Here is a 20,804-nt window from a genome sequence, read left to right on the forward strand (position 1 = left end):
TTGTTGCCGGTATCGACCTTGATGAAAGGGGAAATGCGATGGGAGCACCGTACAGCGAGGAAAACGGAGCCGCGTATCCGGTCAACGAAGGACTGCAGTGTGGCCAGTCGGCGTATCGGGCAGACTTTGGCGATGAGCCAATCAGGTCCATCAGGACGAAGGTTGCCAAAGTGCAGCGAGGGGAAAGGGCCAAGTTTTTGCCCAAGGTTCCTATCAGGAAATAACGTAAGCACAGCCCCGTCACCGAATGGGGCTTTTTTTTGCAGTTATTTTAGAGAATTGGACGTTTCGTAAATATTTTTAATCTTTTTCCTACAGACAATTGCTTTCACGTTTCTTTCACACTCCCGCGCGTAGTCTCAGCTCATCCGTTAGAAAGCAGTACCTGCCCGTTTCCCCAGCGGGCTTTTTTTTGCCTGTCATAAAACTACCCCTGCATTTGTGGTCCAACCGTCATGGCTGACGCGGTTTGGCGTACACTCGCGCCCGCGCGCACCGGCTATCTCTCCCCGATGCGGCATTCTTGAGGTTTTTATCATGCGTTTGACTTTGTCCACCTTGGTGCTGGGGCTTGTAGTCGCTCAGGGCGCAATGGCCGCTGGCGACGGTACCGCTGCGGTCGGCGGTGGTCTTGGCGGTGTCTTGGGTAACGTGGTCGGCCAGCAGATGGGCGGCAGCACGGGCGCTGCGATTGGCGCCGGTGTCGGTGGCGCAGCCGGCAGCGCGGTGGGGGCTCGAAAGGGCAGCCGTACGGAAGCGGCCATTGGCGGTGGCCTGGGTTCGGCCGGCGGTTCGATTGTGGGCAACCGCCTGGGCGGTTCTACCGGGTCGACCATTGGCGCGGGCGTCGGTGGTGCGGCTGGCGGAGCGTTGGGCAGCAACCTGTCCAACGATAACGATGGCCATTCCGGTGGCAAGAAGCACAAGCACAAGCACAAGAAAAAACACCGCTGAGCGGACGCTTGATGAAGAGACCCGGCCTAGTGCCGGGTTTTTTCTTATTGGGTATTTCCCGGAACGTTTGCCCGACCACCGCCTCGAACGCATACACACTTGCAATAGTGAGGTCTGCCATGACGCCGGAAACCGAAGGCAAGGAAGAAAAAGGCCCCTCGGGCGTTCCGTTCATCAACGATCCGGGCGTGAATGACCCGGGCAATGAAGATCCAGGTTCGCTGATGGACGACGCTCAGGTTCCGCTGATCGAGGATGAAGATACTGAGCACGAAGATGAATCCTACGATTGAAGCTGCCCAAGCGCAGCACCGATGTCCTCGTAAAACTGCTGACCAGGAGATTTGCCATGACTGCCGACTCGCCTGTCCCAGACGACGATGAAACCCCGGAATACCCGCTGCCATCGCCAACCGACTCCCTGAGCCGCGATCAGCGTCCACCTGACGACGAGGAGGCCGGTGTAGAGCAAGTACCAAGCGATGACCCGGATGTCGAGGCGACTCCGGACGACCCGGACATTGCCGGTGACGATGCTTCCGGCAAGCCAAGCTGATTGCCCATCCGCCCGTCGATTTTGCGGCACCATCGGCCGGAGGTGGTTGCCAGACATCAGGTAGTTATCTGAAAAGGAGACTTACCATGATGAAGTCAAATATGACGGCTTTGGTGCTTGCCGGAATTCTTTCGGCCAGTTCAGTGGCGGTGTTTGCCCAGTCCTCGAACGACGCACCCGTAGATAAGGGGGGAATGCCGCCTTCTACCCAGATGGATGCCGGTTCCACCACCGAGACCAATGGCAACGCTCTTCCGCCGGGTTCAGTGGGCGGAGGGAACGGTGGCGATGCCAGCGGCAGCAGCACCAGTCCGGGAACCGGCAGTGGCTCGACCAGCGGTGGCAGCACGATGGGCGGCGGATCTTCCGGCTCAAGCAGTGGAACCGGTAGCAGCAGCGGTGGCAGCTCAAGCGGCGGCGGATCAGGCTCCGGTTCGGGTGCGTCTGGCGGCTAAGGCACAACCCACTGTCGATCACCCCTGTGTTCGTGGCGAGGGAGCCCGTCGCTGACCGGTCAAGTAGCAGCTCATCCCTCGCCACCTCGTTACGAAAATTTCCCATTGCTTGCATCCTGCGCGCCTCGTTATTCTGCTGAATCCTTTAAGGCGAACACGTTGCGCTGGCCGCACCTGAGCCATCCCTGGAATGTTGTGTTGATAACGGATCAGATGCGATGAATGCACCGCTGAAAAATTTTGGCCCGATCAAGGCTGTGATTTTCGACATGGATGGCCTGCTGTTGGACACCGAAGGCATCTATACAGAGGTTACGTCCATCATTGCCGAGCGCTACGGGCGTACGTTCGACTGGAGCCACAAGCAGAACATCATCGGGCGCGGCGCGGGTGACCTGGCTCGTTATGTGGTCCAGGCGCTGGAGCTGCCGATCACTCCGGAAGAATTCCTGGTCATTCGCGAACCGCTGATGCGCGAACGTTTTCCTCATGCCCTGGCGATGCCCGGCGCTGAAGAGTTGGTGCGCCACTTGAAGGCCCATGACGTGCCCATTGCGGTAGGAACCAGTTCGGCGCGCCAGTCGTTCGAGCTGAAAACCACGCTGCACCGGGACTGGTTCGCGCTGTTCGATTTCATCGTGACGGCGGATGATCCGGAAGTGGGCGCGGCCAAACCGGCGCCGGATATCTTCCTCACCGCGGCCCGTCGCCTCGGCGTTGCGCCGAAAGATTGCCTGGTCTTCGAGGACTCGCCGTTCGGCGTGACGGCGGCCAAAGCTGCGGGCATGACCGCTATCGCAATCCCCGACTCGGCCATGGCTGACGAGAAGTATGCCCATGCCGACGGGATCATTCGCTCGCTCAAGCTGTTCCAGCCAAGCCTGTGCGGTTTGCCAGAGATGGAATGGGCCTGACGACACACTGCGAGGCAACGCAAAAAACGCCGGTCATGGCTCAACCATGACCGGCGTTTTTGTGCGCCTTGGGATCAGGCGCCAAAGCCGCCGTCGATGGTCAGGCTGGCCCCGGTGATGTAGGCCGCTTCCGGGCCCGCCAGATAGGCGACGAAGCTGGCGATTTCTTCCACCGTGCCGTAACGCCCTATAGCCATGAGGTCCATCAGGCTGGACGCGAAGTCGCTGTCTGCTGGGTTCATGTCAGTGTCCACCGGGCCGGGTTGCACGTTGTTGACAGTAATGCCGCGGGGGCCGAGGTCGCGGGCCAGGCCCTTGGTCAGGCCCACCAGCGCGGATTTGCTCATGGCATAAGTCGCGCCACCGGCGAAGGGCATGCGGTCGGCGTTGGTGCTGCCGATGTTGATGACTCGACCGCCTTCGGTCATGTGTCGAGCGGCTGCCTGGGTAGCAATAAACACGCTGCGCACGTTGATGGCCAGGGTCTGGTCGAAGTCTTCAAGCTTGAACTCGTCCAGCGGTGCCATTGCCAGGATGCCAGCGTTGTTGACCAGAATGTCCAGCCGGCCAAAAGCGTCCACAGTCGCATCGACGGCGCTGCGGATGGCGTCGGCGTCAGCGCTGTCAGCCTTGATCGCCAAGGCTTTGCCACCGGTGGCGATGATGCTGTTCTGCAGTTCTTCGGACTTGGCGGCGGAACTGACGTACGTGAAGGCGACTGCAGCGCCTTGCGCAGCGAGGCGCTTGACGATGGCGGCGCCGATGCCGCGGGAACCGCCTTGGATCAAGGCGACTTTACCGTTCAGTGTCTGATTGCTCATGAAGGTCTCCAAAGGTGCCGAGGCGAGGTGCCACGGTTGATGGGGCGAGTATCAAGAGTCGGCGATCGGCTGTGTAGACCTCCTTTGATATAGTCTGTGTAAACCAAAAGTTTATAGTGAGCGCCATGGAGACTTTCAGCAGTATCGAATGCTTTGTCCGCAGCGCCGAGGTCGGCAGTTTTGCCGAGGCGGCGCGACGCTTGAGCCTGACCCCGGCGGCGGTGGGCAAAAGCGTCGCCAAGCTTGAAGCGCGCCTGGGCGTGCGGCTGTTCCAGCGCAGCACTCGCAGCCTGACACTGACCGAGGCCGGCCAGTTGTTCCTGCGGGAAGTGGGCAGCAGTTTTAATACGATCCAGAACGCCGTCGCCAACCTGGCCAGCGCCGGTGGGCAGCCAGCCGGTACGCTGAAAGTGAGCATGGGCACGGCGTTCGGACGATTGTTTGTCGTGCCGTTGCTGGGGGAATTCCTGCGGCGGTACCCGGCGATCAACCCGGACTGGCATTTCGACAACCGCCAGGTGGACCTGATCGGGCAGGGCTTCGACGCGGCCATCGGGGGTGGGTTCGAGCTGCCTCAAGGCGTGGTGGCGCGCAAACTGGCGGTGGCTCATCGGGTGCTGGTCGCGTCCGAAGATTATCTACAGAGTCATGCTGCGATTACTGAGCCGCAAGACCTGGCGCACCATCAAGGCATCCTGATTCGTTCGCCACAGACCGGGCGTGTCCGCTCCTGGCAACTGACCCATCGCAACCGGGAACATAGCCCGCTGATGCTCAGGGCGCGCATGACCATGAGTGACTCGGAAGCCGACTGCGCGGCCGCCGCCCAAGGGTTGGGGATTGGGCTGGTGAGCATGCCTATCGCCATTCCTTTCCTGGAGTCCGGGGGGTTGCAGCGAGTCCTGCCAGACTGGTATGTCGATGACGGCAACATCTCCATTTATTACGCCGAGCACAAACTGCTGCCGGGCAAGACCCGGGCGTTTGTGGATTTCATTATCGAACAGTTTGCCGAGCAGGGGCTTGCGCAGCGGTTCAGCGCGGTCTGAAGTTTGAACTCATCGCCCAAACCGACCCGGCCAGCCAATGATGGTCTTCGGCCGAGGCGTCGCATAGGTGCGTACTTTTGATGTCGACAACCCTAATCGCACCAGTGATTCGGCGATGGTCACTGCTGCGGTTACCCCATCGACCACCGGCACGCCAGTGCGCTGGCGGATCTGTTCATCGAGCCCGGCCATGCCGCCGCAACCCAGGCAGATGACCTCGGCCTTGTCCTGGCTGACCGCCAGTTCGGCCTGATGCACGATGGCTTCGAGTGCCCGTTGTGGATCCTGCTCAAGTTCCAGCACTGCCAGGCCACTGGCCCGCACCGAGGCGCAGCGGTCGAACAGTCCTGAGAGTTTGAGGCGGTCCTCGATCAGCGGTACCGTGCGGTCCAAGGTAGTGACAACCGAATAGGCATGACCGAGGAACATCGCGGTGCTCGCGCCGGCATCGGTGATGTCCACCACCGGCACGTTGAGCAGCTCCTGCAAACCTTCGCGGCCATGTTCGCCATAACCGGCTTGGATGACCGCATCGAACGGCTGGTCGTAAGACATCACCCGGTCCATCACGGCGATCGCTGCCAGATAGCTTTCAAAGTTGCCTTCGATGGAGTCGGCTCCGAAATGCGGCGTAAGCCCGATGATTTCGGTGCCTGGCGCGGCCACTGCCTGGGCTTGCCGGGCGATGGCCTGGGTGATGGACTCGGTGGTGTTGACGTTGACCACAAGAATTCGCATGAGCTGTCCCTTTTAAACACATAAATAAGCGGCCAGCACCTGACGGGCCGCTGGTCATGGATCAATGGCTGACGTTATCCACGGCGATGGATTCGCCACTGACGTCCTCGTAGTACGGCTGGCGCTTGGCGATGATCAGGTATAACAACCCTGCAATCGAGGCGCCAATCAGCCAGGAAAACGCTGAGACGCTGTCGAAACCGGGCACCAGCGCCAGGATAATCGCGATCAGCGCCGCGGGAATGAACGCCGCCACTGCCCGCAGGTTCACGCCGTTGCTGTAGAAATACGCACCATTTGGGTCCTCGCTGTACAGTTGTGGCACGTTGATGCGGCCTTTTCGCAGCAGCCAGTAGTCGACCATGATCACGCCGTACAGCGGCCCGAGCAGGGCGCCGAGGCCGGACAGGAAATACACGATCACCAACGGGCTGTTGTACAGGTTCCACGGCAGGATCAGCACGGCTATGGCGGCGCTGATCAGCCCGGCGCGGCGAAAGGTCAGGTATTTGGGCGCCAGGTTACTGAGCACGAAGGCCGGGGCGACGAAGTTGGCCATGATGTTCACCGCTACGGTGACGATCAGGAAAGCCACGCAACCGAGCACCAGGAAAAAGGTGTTGGGGATCGAGGCGATAACCTGGGTTGGGCTCTCGATGATCTGGCCATTGATCTGGAACTGCGCACCGCATAGCAGGATGGTGATGACAGCGAACACCAGAATATTGACCGGCAGGCCCCAGAAATTTCCGACAATAATCGTCCGACGGCACGGTGAGGAACGGGCGAAATCGCAAAAATTCAGGATCAAGGTTCCGTATATCGCCAGCCACAGGGCACCACCGGCGAATATGTTGCGCCACATCTCGCCGCCGGTCAGCGGTTCACGGATCGACCATGCGATGGTGGCATCGGCCTGGAAGTACATCCATCCGGCCAGCGCCGCGACCGTCACCAGGATGACGGGGCCGGCAAAGCCTTCATAACGGCGAACCATTTCCATGCCGTAGGCCAGGATCACCAATTGCACGAACCATATCGCCACGAAACACACCCAGCCGAGGCTCGACAGCCCGAGGATCGAGTTGTGATCGTACTCGGCGAAGCCTGGGTGGATGGCGGTCAACAACACGCGGAACACCACGGACGCTAGGTACGTCTGGATACCGAACCAGGCGATGGCAATGACTGCCCTGATCAGTGCAGGAATCTGCGCGCCATGAATGCCGAAACTGATCCGACTGATGACAGGAAACGGCACGCCGGTCTTCTGGCCCATGTAGCCGGATAGATTCATGAAGCCATACACCAACGCTGCGCCGATCCCCAGCGAGAGGAGGATTTGCCAAGCGCCCAGGCCCAACGCATACAGGCCTATGGCGAACGAATAATTGGCGATGTTATGCACGTCGTTCGTCCACAGGGCAAAGATGCTATAGCGGCCCCAGCGTCGGCCCTCGGCCTTGGTCGGTGCGAGATCCTTGTTGTGTAGCCTGGGGCTCAACGTGGGAAGGGCTGCGGTTGGGTCATCAAAGGCAGTAGTTGGGGAGGGCAGATCCAGCGCGATGTTATTAGAGAGACTTGTACGCATTCCGGCAGGCTCCTGATTCTCAGGGCCGCGATGACTGTGCATGAGCGCGGGGCTCGGCAGATCTTCGTCGCGGCGGGGTGAGCAATCATTGATTACGGGGCATCTGCAGCCTGTACGGGATAGGGCGCTTCAGGCTGGCGGATCTAAAGTGTGTGTACGTTTTGTTGTTAGTTGTATACAAAACGTCTTCCACCTCAAGCCAGATTTATGCCAGCCTTGAATCTAACCCGTAGCTTGCTAATTTCATTTTGTTATTGATTAAAGATAAGTATTTGAAATAGCGCAGGTAAAAACTGACCATTCAAACAGGTAATTTTACAAAAGAGGCAGGGAAGGGAGAGTCGAGACGGAGTAAGGAATCGAAGCAAGTTGTAACTTTTTAGCGCAGTGATGGAATCAATGCACACAAAAATGCCACTTGTGGTGACATTTTTGTGTACAGGAAACTGCGTGCTATCAGACCACCTTGGACTTGGCGATGATGTTGCCGGCATGCAACCCGCATTCTTTCTGCGTGGCTTCTTCCCACCACCAGCGGCCTTCGCGCTCGTGCTGGTTCGGCAGGACCGGACGGGTGCAGGGTTCGCAGCCGATGCTGATGAAGCCGCGCTCGTGCAGGCTGTTGTAGGGCAGCTCCAGCATGCGGATATAGCCCCAGACTTCTTCGCTGGTCATTTGCGACAAAGGGTTGAACTTGTACAGCGTGCGTTCCGGGGTAGAAAACGCGGTATCGATTTCCAGCACCGCCACCTGGCTGCGGGTGCCGGGGCTCTGGTCGCGGCGCTGGCCGGTGGCCCAGGCGCGGACATCGGCCAGTTTGCGCCGCAACGGTTCGATTTTGCGAATCCCGCAGCACTCGCCGTGGCCATCCTTATAGAAGCTGAACAAGCCTTTTTCCTTCACGAAGGGTTCAAGTTTCGTGTAGTCCGGCGAGACCAGCTCGATCTCGATCTTGTAGTGCTCGCGCACCTGATCGATGAAACGATAGGTCTCCGGATGCAGGCGACCGGTGTCGAGGCTGAACACCTTGACGTTCTTGTTCAGCTTCCAGGCCATGTCCACCAGCACCACGTCTTCGGCGCCACTGAAGGATATCCACAGGTCGTCGCCAAATTCGGCGAAGGCCAGCTTGAGGATGTCCTGCGGGGACTTGTTGGCATAGGTCGTGGCGAGTTCCACGACGTCAAACGTTGGGCTCATCAGGGCGGTTTCCTACAGGTCGGTGGCGCTGGGCGCTCTATATGGGGCTGATGGTAACAAAAAGCTGCCCGGGCTGGCGCGCTCCTGTGCGTTGCGCAGGTCTCGGCAAATGGCTAGAGTCGGCAGTCCTTTGGTTCGCTCAACCGATAAACAGCAAAAAATGGGAGTGTCTTGTGGAAATTGCCTGTCTCGACCTGGAAGGTGTGTTGGTCCCGGAGATCTGGATCGCCTTCGCTGAAAAAACCGGGATTGAATCCCTCAGGGCAACCACTCGGGACATTCCCGATTACGACGTGCTGATGAAGCAGCGATTGCGCATCCTCGACGACCATGGCCTCAAGCTCTCCGATATCCAGGAAGTGATCGCCACCCTCAAACCACTGGACGGTGCCATCGAATTCGTCGATTGGCTGCGCGAGCGCTTCCAGGTGGTGATTCTCTCGGACACATTCTATGAATTCTCCCAGCCGTTGATGCGTCAGCTGGGCTTTCCAACGCTGCTCTGCCATCGGCTGATCACTGACGACCACGGGCGGGTGACTGGCTATCAGTTGCGTCAGAAGGATCCGAAACGGCAGTCGGTCCTGGCCTTCAAGAGCCTGTACTACCGTGTAATTGCGGCGGGGGATTCCTACAACGACACCACGATGCTGGGTGAAGCCGACGCGGGGATTCTGTTCCATGCGCCTGACAATGTGATCCGCGAATTCCCGCAGTTCCCGGCGGTGCATACCTTTGCCGAGTTGAAGCAGGCGTTCATCGAGGCTTCGAATCGGCCCTTGAGTCTGTAGACCTGAGCGGGTTGATCGTTCCTACGGGAGCGTAGGAGCGATCACTGGAGTCCTAGAGTTCCTGCAGGGTTTCGAGCAGGACCCGGACCTTGGTCATCGACTCCTGATACTCCGCCTCCCACTCCGAGTCCGCGACAATCCCGCCGCCTCCCCAGCAACAGACCTGCCCATCCTTGACCAGCAAGCTGCGGATGGCAATGGAGCTGTCCATTTCCCCGCGCACGTCCAGGTACAGCAACGAGCCGCAATAAAGCCCGCGTCGGGTCGGTTCGAGTTCGTCGATGATCTGCATGGCGCGAATTTTCGGCGCGCCGGTGATCGAACCGCCGGGGAAGCTGCCGGCGATCAAGTCCAGGGCATCCCTGTCAGCATCCAGCTCGCCGGTCACGCTGCTGACCAAGTGATGCACATTCGGGTAGCTTTCCAGGCTGAACAACTCCGGCACCCGCACCGAGCCAACGCGGCACGTGCGGCCCAGGTCGTTGCGCAGCAGGTCGACGATCATCAGGTTTTCCGCCCGGTCTTTCGGGCTGGCCAGCAGCTCGGCGGCGTGGGCGGCATCTTCCCCAGGCGTGGTGCCGCGAGGCCGGGTGCCCTTGATCGGCCGGGTTTCGACGTGGCGTTCGCTGACCTTGACGAAACGTTCCGGCGACAGGCTCAGCACCGCACCGCCGCCCGGCAGGCTCTGGAAACCGGAGAACGGCGTCGGGCAAGCCGCCCGCAGCGCCTGATAAGCGACCCAGGCATCGCCTTGGCAGGGGGCGCGAAAACGTTGGGCAAAGTTGACTTGATAACAATCGCCGGCCTGGATATAGGCCTGGATACGCTCGAATGCTTGCCGATAGTCCTCGGCGCTGAGGTCGGGCGTCATCGGGCCTTGAAGGTTGAACGCAGTGACGGGCGGCGGGTTTGGACGGGCGAACAATTCGATCAGTTGCTGGCGTTCGCTTTCGCTGCAGTGGGGATGGAAGACGAGTTGGCTAGTGCGGACCTGGTGATCGGTGATCAGCGCCCAGTCGTACAGGCCAAAACGCGCGTCAGGCAATTGCAGGTCGTCCTTGGCGTGGGACGGCAGGACTTCAAGGTGTCGGCCGAAGTCGTAACTCATGTAACCGATCAAGCCGCCGGCGAAGGGCAATTGGACCTGGGCCGGTAGGTCTGCGCGGCCCAGTTGCGTCAGATGGAGCCGAAGGCGGTGCAGGAAATCACCGCCACGTTCCTCCGGCAATACCATCAGTTGCTCCAATGGCCAGGCGCTGAGCAGGTCATAACGACCGCGTTCGGCACTCGGTCGGCCGCTGTCGAGCAGCACGCTGCCTGGGGCATGGCGGATCGCCGCAAAGTATTCGGCGGGATCGGCGCGATAGGGCAGCGAGTGTACGGAGCAGGTTGGCATGGGCGGGGCAGATCAGCCGTTCAGGCGGGGGGGCGATTGTAATCCCCTGTAGGATTTGCTCCTAGAGGGATGTCGGTATTGAACAGGTCTGAAGTTTCAATGAGACCCGTGGCGAGGGAGCTTGCTCCCGCTGGGCTGCGGCCCCCTGGGCAGTTGAGCGCGATCATTCTGATACACCGAGGTGCTGGGCTTTGGGGTTGCTGCGCAACCCAGCGGGAGCAAGCTCCCTCGCCACAGGGTTCAACCTTCAGCTTCGGTTTTCATCCTCAGCTTCAACCCTCAACCGGCGGAATATGCCCAAACAACTCCTGGGCAAACGCCACGCGTTCTTCCACGGTTTCGATAACACCCCGGGCCTTGAGTTCTTCCAGGCGTGCTTCAACGGCATGGGTGCGCAAGGTCAGGCCGCAGTCGTTGGCAATCTGGATGTTCAGGCCCGGCCGGGCGTTCAGTTCCAGGATCAACGGGCCTTTTTCCTGGTCCAGGACCATGTCGACACCGATGTAGCCCAGCCCGCAAAGTTCATAGCAACCGGCGGCCAGTTTCATGAAACCGTCCCAATAGGGCAGTTGCACGCCGTCCACTGCGTTGGTGGTGTCGGGGTGTTTAGTGATGATGTTGTTCAGCCAGGTTCCGCGCAGGGTCAGGCCCGTGGCGAGGTCAACGCCGACGCCAATGGCGCCCTGGTGCAGGTTGGCCTTGCCGCCGGACTGGCGGGTCGGCAGTCGCAACATGGCCATCACCGGATAGCCCATCAGCACGATGATACGGATGTCCGGCACGCCTTCGTAGCTGATGCTCTTGAAGATCTGGTCTGGGGTCACACGGTATTCGATCAGTGCGCGGTCACGGTGTCCGCCAAGGGAGTACAGACCCGTAAGGATGCTGGAGATGTGGTGCTCGATTTCTTCGTGGCTGATGATTTTGCCAGACACGGTTCGATAGCGACCCTCGAAGCGGTCGGCGATCACTATGATGCCGTCGCCCCCGGCGCCCTGGGCCGGCTTGATCACGAAATCGGTACGCCCCCCGATGATTTCGTCGAGCTTGTCGATTTCCTTCTCGGTGGAAATCACTCCATACAACTCCGGTACGTGAATACCGGCAATGATTGCCCGCTCCTTGGTGATGATCTTGTCATCGACGATGGGATACAGGCTGCGCTTGTTGTACTTGAGCACGTAGTCGGCGTTACGCCGATTGATGCCCATGATGCCCCGGGCTTCCAGGGCCTTCCAGGTTTTCCACAGGCCGAACATCAGGAGTCAGCCTTGACGAAGGCCTTGAACCGCACCAGCTCGGTCAGGCGATAACCACGATAACGACCCATGGCCAGCATGAAGCCCACCAGGATTAGCAGGATCGCCGGGAAGGTGAACACGAAGTACACCAGCTCCGGCACGCTCATGATCAGGTGCGCCAGCGACGCGGCGAACAGCGTGCCGATGGCGACTTTCATCGCGTGGCCGGCGCCGCGTTCTTCCCAGGTGATGGACAGGCGTTCGATGGTCATGGTCAGGATCACCATCGGGAACAGCGCCACCGACAAGCCGCGCTCCAGGCCCAACTTGTGGCTGAACAGGCTGATCGCGGCGATCAGCACCACCACGAACGTCAGCACCACCGAGAGCCTTGGCAGCATCTGCAGCTTGAGGTGCTCCAAATAGGAGCGCAGCGACAGGCCCAGGGTGGTAATCACCGTGAACAGGATGATGCCGAAGCCCAGCTGGGTTTCGCGGAAGGCCAAGGCGATCAGCACCGGGGTGAACGTCCCGAGGGTCTGCAGGCCGATCAGGTTACGCAACACCAGGATCACCAGCACGCCAATCGGGATCATCACCATGATCATGAACGTCTGCTGGGTTTGCAGCGGCAATCCGTAGAGCGAGTACTCGAGGAAGTTGGCGTCGGTGTTCTCGTCCGTCAGCTTGGCCAGGCGAATGGCGTTCATTTCGCTGTTGTTCATGCTGAAGGTGACGGCGGCTTTCTTGCCGCCATCGACGGTGATCAGGTTCTCGTCGCCGGTCCACCACAGCAGGCGGTCGGTCGGCAGGCCTTGCTCGCCGGAGTCGGGGTTGAAGTACAGCCAGTCGGTGCCGTTGAAACTGCGTAGCCACAGTTCAGGCGTCTGCGGCTGGTCGGCGACCAGGCGGATGGTATGGACTTTTTCCACCGGCACGTGGGCGATGGACAGCACCAACTCGACGATTTTGGCTTTATTGCTCGACGAAGGATCGCCGGCCAGCAGCAGCTTGACGTTGTCATCGTTGAGGTTGTTGACCCGCTTGATGGCTTCGCTGATAAACGTCTCGACATCCGCCGAATGCTGGCGGATCGGCGCCAGCAATGCTTCGGCGGCCAGTTTTTCCGGGCCCTCGACGGCGATGCTGTCACGGAAAGTCGGGCCCTTGACCTTGGTTTTCTCGGCGCTGTAGCGCTTGGTCAGCACCAGGCGGTAATACAGGGTCTGGTTGCCTTTGGCGCGACGGGCCGACCACGTCACCTTGCGGTTGCCGTCGACCCGGTTCACCGCCACGCCGTAATTGTTGGAAATGAAACTCTCATTGAGGCTCACATAGTCGCGGCTCAAGGGCGGCACGAACATCTGGATTTTCACCGGATCCTTGGCGTTGGGCACGAATTCGACCTTGGCGTCGATGTTCCACAAGTCGTCGGTGGCGTCTTCGGTGACCGGGATGCCGAGCACGAAAATCTGATAGGCCGTCACCGACAGGCCCAGCACCACCAGGATGGCGATCAGCATTTTCAGATGGAGGGTAAGGGAGCGCATTGGAATTACTCTGCGGTATGAGCGGCATTGGCGCAGGCGGGTTTGCCGGCAGCGTATTTAAGACTGGGGTCGACCAGCGCATCGAAACGCTTGAGCGCTTCGGAGCCGATCAGCAACGGGTATTGGAAGGCGCTGCGGTCGGTCAGGTTCACTTCAATGCTGCGCAGGGCGGAGCCCATGCAGATGTCCAGTTCAATGACCGGCCGGGCCGTGTATTTCTTGCCTTCTTCCGGGTCGTAGTCACCGGCGCGACGCTTGATCTTGCTGACTCGGGCCAGCGGGCGTTCGATGGGGTGAGAATGGGCCGCGTCGATGGCCAGGTAGAAACGCACCCAGGATTCGCCATTGCGCTTGAAACGCTTGATGTCCCTGGCGCTGAGGGATGCGGTCTTGGCGCCGGTGTCGAGCTTGGCGGCGACCTCCAGGTCGATGCCTTGCAGCGCTGCATATTCGTTGAGGCCGTACACGGTTTTTTCACCCGCCGCGGCAAGCCCCGGCAGGCACATGAAATAGAAAGCAGCAGATAAGGGCTTGAGTGTCATAGATCCTGGTGCGCAGCGTTCCGTTTATCGGTTCAGGCCCTGGCATTACTGCACAAGCTCCTAGGTTGCCTTCTCTATATATAGGGAGAGCGGCAATTGCGGCGGCATTCTAGCACGGTGGTTTTCTGACGCCACCGCTGGCCGGGGGCTACGATGCTTCTGAACGGTGGTTATCTCAGGAGCGTTTATTAGGCGATTGTCGACAATCCATAATTTTACTTTGACGTTTATAGATTGAGCGGGTAGTTTTTGCCGTATTGATTTGTAAGGTGTCGACAATATGCTCGATCAGCTCGAAACACCGACGGTTGCCCCGGACGACACGGAAACCCTGTCCGAGAACGTCTTCCGGCGTATCCAGGCCGCCATCGTCAAAGGCGAAATCGCCCCCGGCAGCAAGATCTCCGAGCCCGAGCTGGCCCGGACCTACGGAATCAGCCGCGGGCCGCTACGCGAGGCGATCCATCGCCTGGAAGGCCAGCGCCTGCTGGTGCGCATCCCGCATGTTGGGGCGCGGGTGGTGTCGCTGAGCCATGCCGAACTGCTGGAACTCTACGAAATCCGTGAATCCCTCGAAGGCATGGCCTGCCGTCTGGCGGCCGAGCGCATGACTCTGGAAGAAATCGACGAACTGCGCCGTGTGCTGGAAACCCACGAGCGCGATGCGGCGTTCCAGGCCGGTGTCGGTTACTACCAGCAGGAAGGTGATTTCGACTTTCATTACCGGATCATCCAGGGCAGCGGCAACCGCACCCTGACGCAAATGCTCTGCGGCGAGTTGTACCAACTGGTGCGCATGTATCGCATCCAGTTTTCCACCACGCCAAACCGTCCGCGCCAAGCCTTTGCCGAGCATCACCGGATTCTCGACGCCATCGCCGACCGTGATGGCGAACTGGCTGAGTTATTGATGCGCCGGCACATCGGCGCTTCCAAACGCAATATCGCGCGCCATTTCCAGGACAGCGCCGCCACTCAACGAGGTGAGTCATGAGTTCCAGCAAGAGCACGCCAGGCCAGCGTTTTCGCGATGCGGTCGCCGCCGAGCATCCATTGCAAGTGGTCGGCACCATCAACGCCAACCATGCGTTGCTGGCCAAGCGCGCCGGCTTCAAGGCAATCTACCTTTCGGGCGGCGGCGTGGCGGCCGGCTCCCTTGGCGTGCCCGACCTGGGGATTACCGGCCTGGATGACGTGCTGACCGATGTGCGCCGTATCACCGACGTCTGCGATCTGCCGCTACTGGTGGACGTCGACACCGGGTTTGGTTCCTCGGCGTTCAACGTCGCCCGTACGGTCAAATCGATGATCAAGTTCGGCGCGGCGGCGATTCATATCGAAGATCAGGTCGGCGCCAAGCGTTGCGGCCATCGTCCAAACAAGGAAATCGTCTCGCAGCAGGAGATGGTCGACCGCATCAAGGCCGCCGTCGATGCCCGCACCGACGACAGTTTCGTGATCATGGCGCGGACCGATGCCCTGGCGGTGGAAGGCTTGGAATCGGCCCTGGACCGTGCGGCCGCGTGCATCGAGGCCGGTGCCGACATGATTTTTCCCGAAGCCATCACCGAATTGGACATGTACAAGCTGTTCGCCAGCCGCGTGAAAGCGCCGATCCTGGCCAACATCACCGAGTTCGGCGCAACCCCGCTGTACACCACCGAGCAACTCGCCGGGGCCGACGTGTCCCTGGTGCTGTATCCGCTGTCGGCGTTCCGCGCGATGAACAAGGCCGCCGAGAATGTCTACACCGCGATCCGCCGCGACGGCACGCAACAGAATGTCATCGACACCATGCAGACCCGTATGGAGCTTTACGATCGCATCGACTACCACACGTTCGAGCAGAAGCTCGATGCGTTGTTCGCGGCGAAGAAGTAAGGCGCGGCTCCCCGACAAATTCAAGAAAATGGAGATAGCACTAATGGCCGAAGCAAAAGTACTCAGTGGCGCCGGGCTCCGTGGCCAGGTGGCCGGGCAAACCGCATTGTCCACCGTAGGCCAGTCGGGTGCCGGCCTGACCTATCGCGGCTACGACGTTCGCGACCTGGCGGCTGATGCACAATTTGAAGAAGTGGCTTACCTGCTGCTGTACGGCGAACTGCCGACCCAGGCGCAACTCGACGCCTACACACGCAAGCTCAGCCAATTGCGCGACTTGCCCCAGGCGTTGAAAGAAGTGCTAGAGCGCATTCCTGCCGACGCCCATCCGATGGATGTGATGCGCACTGGCTGCTCGTTCCTGGGCAATCTTGAACCAGAGAACGACTTTTCCGAGCAGCACGACAAGACCGATCGCCTGTTGGGCGCATTCCCGGCGATCATGTGCTACTGGTACCGCTTCAGTCACGAAGGCCAGCGCATCGAGTGTGTGACCGACGAAGCCTCTATCGGCGGCCACTTCCTGCAGCTGTTGCACGGCAAAAAGCCGAGCGAGTTGCACGTCAAGGTCATAAACGTATCGCTGATCCTCTACGCCGAGCACGAATTCAACGCCTCGACCTTCACCGCCCGGGTCTGCGCTTCCACACTGTCGGACCTGTTCTCCTGCATCACCGCTGCCATCGGCTCGTTGCGCGGCCCGTTGCACGGTGGCGCCAACGAAGCGGCGATGGCAATGATCGAGCGCTTCAGCTCGCCCCAGGAGGCCATCGAAGGCACTCTCGGCATGCTGGCGCGCAAGGATAAGATCATGGGCTTCGGCCACGCGATCTATAAGGACAACGACCCGCGCAACGAGGTGATCAAGGGCTGGTCGAAAAAACTCGCCGACGAAGTGGGCGACACGGTGCTGTTCCCAGTGTCCGAAGCCATTGACAAGACCATGTGGGAGCAGAAGAAGCTGTTCCCCAATGCCGACTTCTACCATGCCTCGGCGTACCACTTCATGGGCATCCCGACCAAGCTGTTTACGCCGATCTTCGTTTGCTCGCGCCTGACCGGCTGGGCCGCCCACGTGTTCGAACAACGCGCCAACAACCGCATCATCCGACCGAGCGCCGAATACACCGGCGTCGAACAGCGCAAGTTCGTGCCAATCGAACAACGCTGAGCGGGAGGGCTCACGCGATTACCAGGATCGTTCCCAAGCTCTGCGTAGGAACGATCCTGGTCGTGGCAAGCGCCTTTCTGAAACCACCGTGACCCGAGTCCTGACGATGAACACAGAATTTCGCAAATCGCTGCCCGGCACTTCGCTGGATTATTTCGACGTTCGCGCTGCCGTGGAGGCCATCCGCCCCGGCGCCTATGACGGCCTGCCATACACCTCACGCGTGCTGGCGGAAAACCTCGTGCGCCGCTGCGATCCGGCCACGCTGCGCGAGTCGCTGCTGCAACTGATCGAGCGCAAGCGCGACTTGGATTTCCCGTGGTTCCCGGCGCGGGTGGTGTGTCATGACATTCTTGGCCAGACCGCCCTGGTGGACCTTGCTGGCCTGCGCGATGCCATCGCCTTGCAAGGCGGCGATCCGGCGCAGGTCAATCCGGTGGTGCCGACCCAACTGATCGTCGACCATTCGCTGGCGGTGGAGAGCGGCGGGTCCGATCCCCAGGCGTTCGCGAAGAACCGTGCCATCGAAGACCGGCGCAACGAAGACCGCTTTCACTTCATCAACTGGACCAAGAAAGCCTTCAAGAACGTCGACGTGATTCCGCCGGGCAACGGGATCATGCACCAGATCAACCTGGAAAAAATGTCGCCGGTGATCCAACAGCGTGACGGCGTGGCGTTCCCCGACACCTGCGTCGGCACCGACAGCCACACGCCCCACGTCGATGCCCTGGGCGTGATCGCCATCGGCGTCGGCGGCCTGGAAGCCGAAAGTGTCATGCTCGGTCGCGCCTCATGGATGCGTCTGCCGGAAATCATCGGTGTCGAGCTGACCGGCAAACTGCAGCCGGGCATCACCGCCACCGACATGGTGCTGGCACTGACCGAATTCCTGCGCAAGCAAAAAGTCGTCGGTGCCTGGCTGGAGTTTTTCGGCGAAGGCGCCAGTGCCCTGACCTTGGGCGACCGCGCGACGATCTCCAACATGGCCCCCGAATACGGCGCCACGGCGGCGATGTTCCATATCGATCAGCAGACGATCGATTACTTGAAGCTCACCGGCCGCGAAGACACCCAGGTGCAGTTGGTGGAAACCTATGCCAAGCACGTGGGCCTGTGGGCGGATGGCCTCAAGGGCGCGCAATACGAGCGCGGCCTGACCTTCGACCTGTCGTCGGTGGTGCGCAACATGGCAGGTCCCAGCAACCCCCACGCCCGCGTCGCGGTATCGGACCTGGCTGCCAAAGGCATTTCCGGCCAGTGGGACGATGTGCCCGGGCAGATGCCCGACGGCGCGGTGATCATCGCTGCCATCACCAGTTGCACCAACACCAGCAACCCGCGCAACGTGATCGCCGCCGGCCTGCTGGCACGCAACGCCAACCGCCTGGGCCTGGCCCGCAAGCCGTGGGTCAAGTCGTCCCTGGCGCCGGGTTCGAAAACCGTGGCGCTGTACCTGGATGAAGCCGGCCTGACGACCGAACTCGAGAAGCTGGGCTTCGGCGTCGTTGCGTTTGCCTGCACCACCTGCAACGGCATGTCCGGCGCGCTGGACCCGCTGATCCAACAGGAAATCATCGACCGCGACCTGTACGCCACCGCGGTGCTGTCGGGCAACCGCAACTTCGACGGGCGCATCCACCCGTACGCCAAGCAGGCGTTCCTCGCTTCGCCGCCGCTGGTGGTGGCTTACGCCATCGCCGGGACCATCCGCTTCGACATCGAGAAGGATGTGCTGGGCATGGTCGACGGCCGCGAGATCCGTCTCAAGGACATCTGGCCGAGCGACGAAGAAATCGACGCGGTGGTCAAGGCATCGGTAAAACCGGAGCAGTTCCGCCAGGTGTACATCCCGATGTTCGCCATCCAGGAAGACACCGGGCCTAAAGTCACGCCGCTGTACGACTGGCGCCCACAAAGCACCTACATCCGTCGTCCGCCGTATTGGGAAGGCGCACTGGCCGGCGCGCGACCGCTCAAGGGCATGCGTCCGCTGGCGGTGTTGCCGGACAACATCACCACCGATCACCTGTCGCCGTCCAACGCCATCATGCTGAACAGTGCCGCCGGCGAATACCTGGCGAAAATGGGCTTGCCGGAAGAAGACTTCAACTCCTACGCGACTCACCGTGGCGACCACCTGACCGCGCAGCGCGCCACCTTTGCCAACCCGAAACTGTTCAACGAAATGGTCCAGGAGAACGGCAAGGTCAAGCAGGGCTCCCTGGCCCGGGTCGAGCCGGAAGGCCAGGTCATGCGCATGTGGGAAGCGATTGAAACCTACATGGAACGCAAGCAGCCGTTGATCATCATTGCCGGTGCCGATTATGGCCAGGGTTCGTCGCGGGACTGGGCGGCCAAGGGCGTGCGCCTGGCCGGTGTCGAGGCGATCGCCGCCGAAGGTTTCGAACGCATCCACCGCACCAACCTGGTGGGCATGGGTGTATTACCGCTGGAATTCCAGCCCGGCACGGACCGCAAGACCCTGGGCATCGACGGCAGCGAAATTTATGACGTGATCGGCGAGCGCACCCCGCGAGCGACGCTGACCTTGGTTATCACTCGCAGGAACGGCGAGCGCGTCGAAGTGCCGGTGACCTGCCGTCTCGACACGGCCGAAGAAGTGTCGATCTACGAAGCCGGGGGCGTGCTGCAACGCTTTGCCCAGGATTTCCTTGAATCGGCGGTTGCCGTTTAAATCGTTTGGGTGGCCAGTATCTGGCCGCCTTTTTTCAGGAGTTAGAGCACATGGCTCACTCGCCGCAAATCAAGATCCCCGCGACCTACATGCGTGGCGGCACCAGCAAAGGTGTTTTCTTCAGCCTGCAAGATCTGCCCGAAGCGGCCCGGGTCCCGGGTCCGGTCCGGGATGCCTTGTTGCTACGGGTGATCGGCAGCCCCGACCCGTACGAGAAGCAGATCGATGGCATGGGCGGCGCCACGTCCAGCACCAGCAAGACCGTGATCCTGTGCAAGAGCACCCGGGCCGACCACGATGTCGATTACCTGTTCGGCCAGGTGTCCATCGATAAACCGTTCGTGGATTGGAGCGGCAATTGCGGGAACCTGTCGGCGGCGGTCGGTTCATTCGCCATCAGCAGTGGTTTGCTGGAGACCAGTCGCATCCCGCAAAACGGTACCGCCGTGGTGCGGATCTGGCAGGCCAACATCGGCAAGACCATCATCGCTCATGTGCCGATTACCAACGGCGCGGTGCAGGAAACCGGTGACTTTGAACTCGACGGCGTGACCTTTCCAGCGGCCGAAGTGCAGCTGGAATTCATGGACCCGGCAGCCGAGGAGGAGGGCGGTGGCGGCTCGATGTTTCCCACCGGCAATCTGGTGGACGACTTGGAGGTGCCGGGCGTCGGGACACTCAAGGCGACCCTGATCAACGCAGGCATCCCGACTATTTTCATCAATGCCCGCGACGTCGGTTACACCGGCACTGAGCTGCAGGGTGCGATCAATGGCGATCCGAAAGCCCTGGCGATGTTCGAGACAATCCGCGCTTACGGTGCCTTGCGCATGGGGCTGATCAAGCATCTGGACGAGGCCGCCCAGCGCCAACACACGCCTAAGGTAGCGTTTGTCGCCTCGCCGGCGGACTACGTTTCATCCAGCGGAAAAGCCGTGGCGGCCGGCGACGTCGACTTGCTGGTGCGGGCACTGTCCATGGGCAAGCTGCACCACGCGATGATGGGCACCGCCGCCGTTGCCATCGGCACCGCCGCCGCCATTTCCGGCACTCTGGTGAACCTGGCGGCCGGCGGCACCGAACGCACCGCCGTACGCTTCGGGCACCCGTCCGGCACCCTGCGCGTCGGCGCCGAGGCCAGCCAGGTCGGCGGCGAATGGACCGTGAAAAAAGCCATCATGAGCCGCAGCGCGCGGGTGCTGATGGAAGGGTTTGTGCGGGTGCCAGGGGATGTCCTGACCTGAATCAATCTTTGC

General features: G+C 60.7%; 20 protein-coding genes. 12 read left to right on the forward strand and 8 right to left on the reverse strand.

The annotated features are described in order from the left end of the window. The first annotated feature begins 537 nt into the window (after positions 1 to 537). The 5 genes from J3P95_RS08775 (at position 538) to J3P95_RS08795 (ending at position 2,879) form a co-directional block, all read left to right on the forward strand. Positions 538 to 954, forward strand: a complete 417-nt coding sequence (locus tag J3P95_RS08775; RefSeq protein ID WP_434577802.1) for a glycine zipper domain-containing protein — start codon at positions 538 to 540, stop codon at positions 952 to 954. Positions 955 to 1,073: 119 nt separating this feature from the next. Beyond that, entirely contained in the window at positions 1,074 to 1,247 is a 174-nt protein-coding gene (locus J3P95_RS08780) for a hypothetical protein (RefSeq protein ID WP_186641627.1), read from the forward strand. A 56-nt stretch (positions 1,248 to 1,303) separates the two neighbouring features. Further along, positions 1,304 to 1,510, forward strand: coding sequence for a hypothetical protein (locus J3P95_RS08785; protein ID WP_434562183.1), 207 nt, complete (start codon positions 1,304 to 1,306; stop codon positions 1,508 to 1,510). 86 nt (positions 1,511 to 1,596) lie between these two features. Beyond that, on the forward strand, positions 1,597 to 1,965 hold the full coding sequence (locus J3P95_RS08790) for a hypothetical protein (protein WP_434562185.1): 369 nt from the start codon (positions 1,597 to 1,599) through the stop codon (positions 1,963 to 1,965). A 218-nt stretch (positions 1,966 to 2,183) separates the two neighbouring features. Continuing rightward, positions 2,184 to 2,879, forward strand: coding sequence for an HAD-IA family hydrolase (locus J3P95_RS08795; RefSeq protein WP_434562187.1), 696 nt, complete (start codon positions 2,184 to 2,186; stop codon positions 2,877 to 2,879). 74 nt (positions 2,880 to 2,953) lie between these two features. On the opposite strand, the gene J3P95_RS08800 is transcribed toward J3P95_RS08795, so the two are convergent. After that, a complete protein-coding gene (locus tag J3P95_RS08800) occupies positions 2,954 to 3,700 on the reverse strand; it encodes a 3-oxoacyl-ACP reductase family protein (RefSeq protein WP_434562189.1) in 747 nt (248 codons plus the stop codon). Positions 3,701 to 3,825: 125 nt separating this feature from the next. Here J3P95_RS08800 and J3P95_RS08805 point away from each other — a divergent pair, with 125 nt between their 5' ends. After that, on the forward strand, positions 3,826 to 4,749 hold the full coding sequence (locus J3P95_RS08805; protein WP_434577799.1) for a LysR family transcriptional regulator: 924 nt from the start codon (positions 3,826 to 3,828) through the stop codon (positions 4,747 to 4,749). 9 nt (positions 4,750 to 4,758) lie between these two features. Here J3P95_RS08805 and J3P95_RS08810 read toward each other — a convergent pair whose 3' ends face one another. From J3P95_RS08810 to J3P95_RS08820, 3 genes are all read right to left on the reverse strand, one after another. Next, the gene (locus J3P95_RS08810; RefSeq protein ID WP_434562193.1) at positions 4,759 to 5,487 is read right to left on the reverse strand and encodes an aspartate/glutamate racemase family protein; all 729 of its coding nucleotides are present in this window, start codon (positions 5,485 to 5,487) and stop codon (positions 4,759 to 4,761) included. Positions 5,488 to 5,548: 61 nt separating this feature from the next. Next, the gene (locus tag J3P95_RS08815) at positions 5,549 to 7,078 is read right to left on the reverse strand and encodes an NCS1 family nucleobase:cation symporter-1 (RefSeq protein ID WP_434577796.1); all 1,530 of its coding nucleotides are present in this window, start codon (positions 7,076 to 7,078) and stop codon (positions 5,549 to 5,551) included. Positions 7,079 to 7,534: 456 nt separating this feature from the next. Continuing rightward, complete coding sequence (locus tag J3P95_RS08820) at positions 7,535 to 8,278, reverse strand: phosphoadenylyl-sulfate reductase (RefSeq protein WP_434562197.1); 744 nt, start codon at positions 8,276 to 8,278, stop codon at positions 7,535 to 7,537. Between the two features lie 173 nt (positions 8,279 to 8,451). Here J3P95_RS08820 and thrH point away from each other — a divergent pair, with 173 nt between their 5' ends. Further along, positions 8,452 to 9,069 (forward strand): bifunctional phosphoserine phosphatase/homoserine phosphotransferase ThrH, encoded by a 618-nt coding sequence (gene thrH, locus J3P95_RS08825; protein WP_434577794.1) that lies wholly within the window; start codon positions 8,452 to 8,454, stop codon positions 9,067 to 9,069. 52 nt (positions 9,070 to 9,121) lie between these two features. On the opposite strand, the gene pabB is transcribed toward thrH, so the two are convergent. From pabB to J3P95_RS08845, 4 genes are all read right to left on the reverse strand, one after another. Continuing rightward, positions 9,122 to 10,465 carry an aminodeoxychorismate synthase component I gene (pabB, locus tag J3P95_RS08830; protein WP_434577792.1) on the reverse strand — a complete coding sequence of 448 codons (1,344 nt, stop codon included), beginning with the start codon at positions 10,463 to 10,465 and terminating at the stop codon, positions 9,122 to 9,124. 272 nt (positions 10,466 to 10,737) lie between these two features. Next, complete coding sequence (locus tag J3P95_RS08835) at positions 10,738 to 11,724, reverse strand: alpha-L-glutamate ligase-like protein (protein ID WP_434562203.1); 987 nt, start codon at positions 11,722 to 11,724, stop codon at positions 10,738 to 10,740. Next, positions 11,724 to 13,256, reverse strand: coding sequence for an inactive transglutaminase family protein (locus tag J3P95_RS08840; RefSeq protein ID WP_434577790.1), 1,533 nt, complete (start codon positions 13,254 to 13,256; stop codon positions 11,724 to 11,726). The genes J3P95_RS08835 and J3P95_RS08840 overlap by 1 nt, the downstream gene beginning before the upstream one ends. 5 nt (positions 13,257 to 13,261) lie before the next feature. Continuing rightward, positions 13,262 to 13,798, reverse strand: coding sequence for an ATP-dependent zinc protease family protein (locus J3P95_RS08845; protein WP_186641643.1), 537 nt, complete (start codon positions 13,796 to 13,798; stop codon positions 13,262 to 13,264). A gap of 280 nt (positions 13,799 to 14,078) precedes the next feature. On the opposite strand from J3P95_RS08845, the gene J3P95_RS08850 reads away from it, so the two are divergent. The 5 genes from J3P95_RS08850 to prpF all read left to right on the forward strand — a co-directional run bounded on the left by J3P95_RS08850 (position 14,079) and on the right by prpF (position 20,792). Next, positions 14,079 to 14,792 (forward strand): GntR family transcriptional regulator, encoded by a 714-nt coding sequence (locus tag J3P95_RS08850; RefSeq protein WP_434577787.1) that lies wholly within the window; start codon positions 14,079 to 14,081, stop codon positions 14,790 to 14,792. Continuing rightward, complete coding sequence (prpB, locus tag J3P95_RS08855; protein ID WP_434562209.1) at positions 14,789 to 15,679, forward strand: methylisocitrate lyase; 891 nt, start codon at positions 14,789 to 14,791, stop codon at positions 15,677 to 15,679. Before J3P95_RS08850 ends, prpB begins: the two co-directional genes overlap by 4 nt. Before the next feature lie 43 nt (positions 15,680 to 15,722). Continuing rightward, entirely contained in the window at positions 15,723 to 16,850 is a 1,128-nt protein-coding gene (gene prpC / locus J3P95_RS08860; protein WP_434577785.1) for a bifunctional 2-methylcitrate synthase/citrate synthase, read from the forward strand. 106 nt (positions 16,851 to 16,956) lie between these two features. Next, positions 16,957 to 19,548: a Fe/S-dependent 2-methylisocitrate dehydratase AcnD gene (acnD, locus tag J3P95_RS08865; RefSeq protein WP_434577783.1), complete on the forward strand. Its 2,592-nt coding sequence runs from the start codon at positions 16,957 to 16,959 to the stop codon at positions 19,546 to 19,548. Positions 19,549 to 19,598: 50 nt separating this feature from the next. Next, the gene (gene prpF / locus J3P95_RS08870; protein ID WP_434577782.1) at positions 19,599 to 20,792 is read left to right on the forward strand and encodes a 2-methylaconitate cis-trans isomerase PrpF; all 1,194 of its coding nucleotides are present in this window, start codon (positions 19,599 to 19,601) and stop codon (positions 20,790 to 20,792) included. Positions 20,793 to 20,804: the final 12 nt, after the last annotated feature.

Origin of the sequence: Pseudomonas sp. Z5-35, assembly GCF_051131945.1 — a bacterium.
Classification (GTDB): Bacteria; Pseudomonadota; Gammaproteobacteria; order Pseudomonadales; family Pseudomonadaceae; genus Aquipseudomonas; species Aquipseudomonas marvdashtae.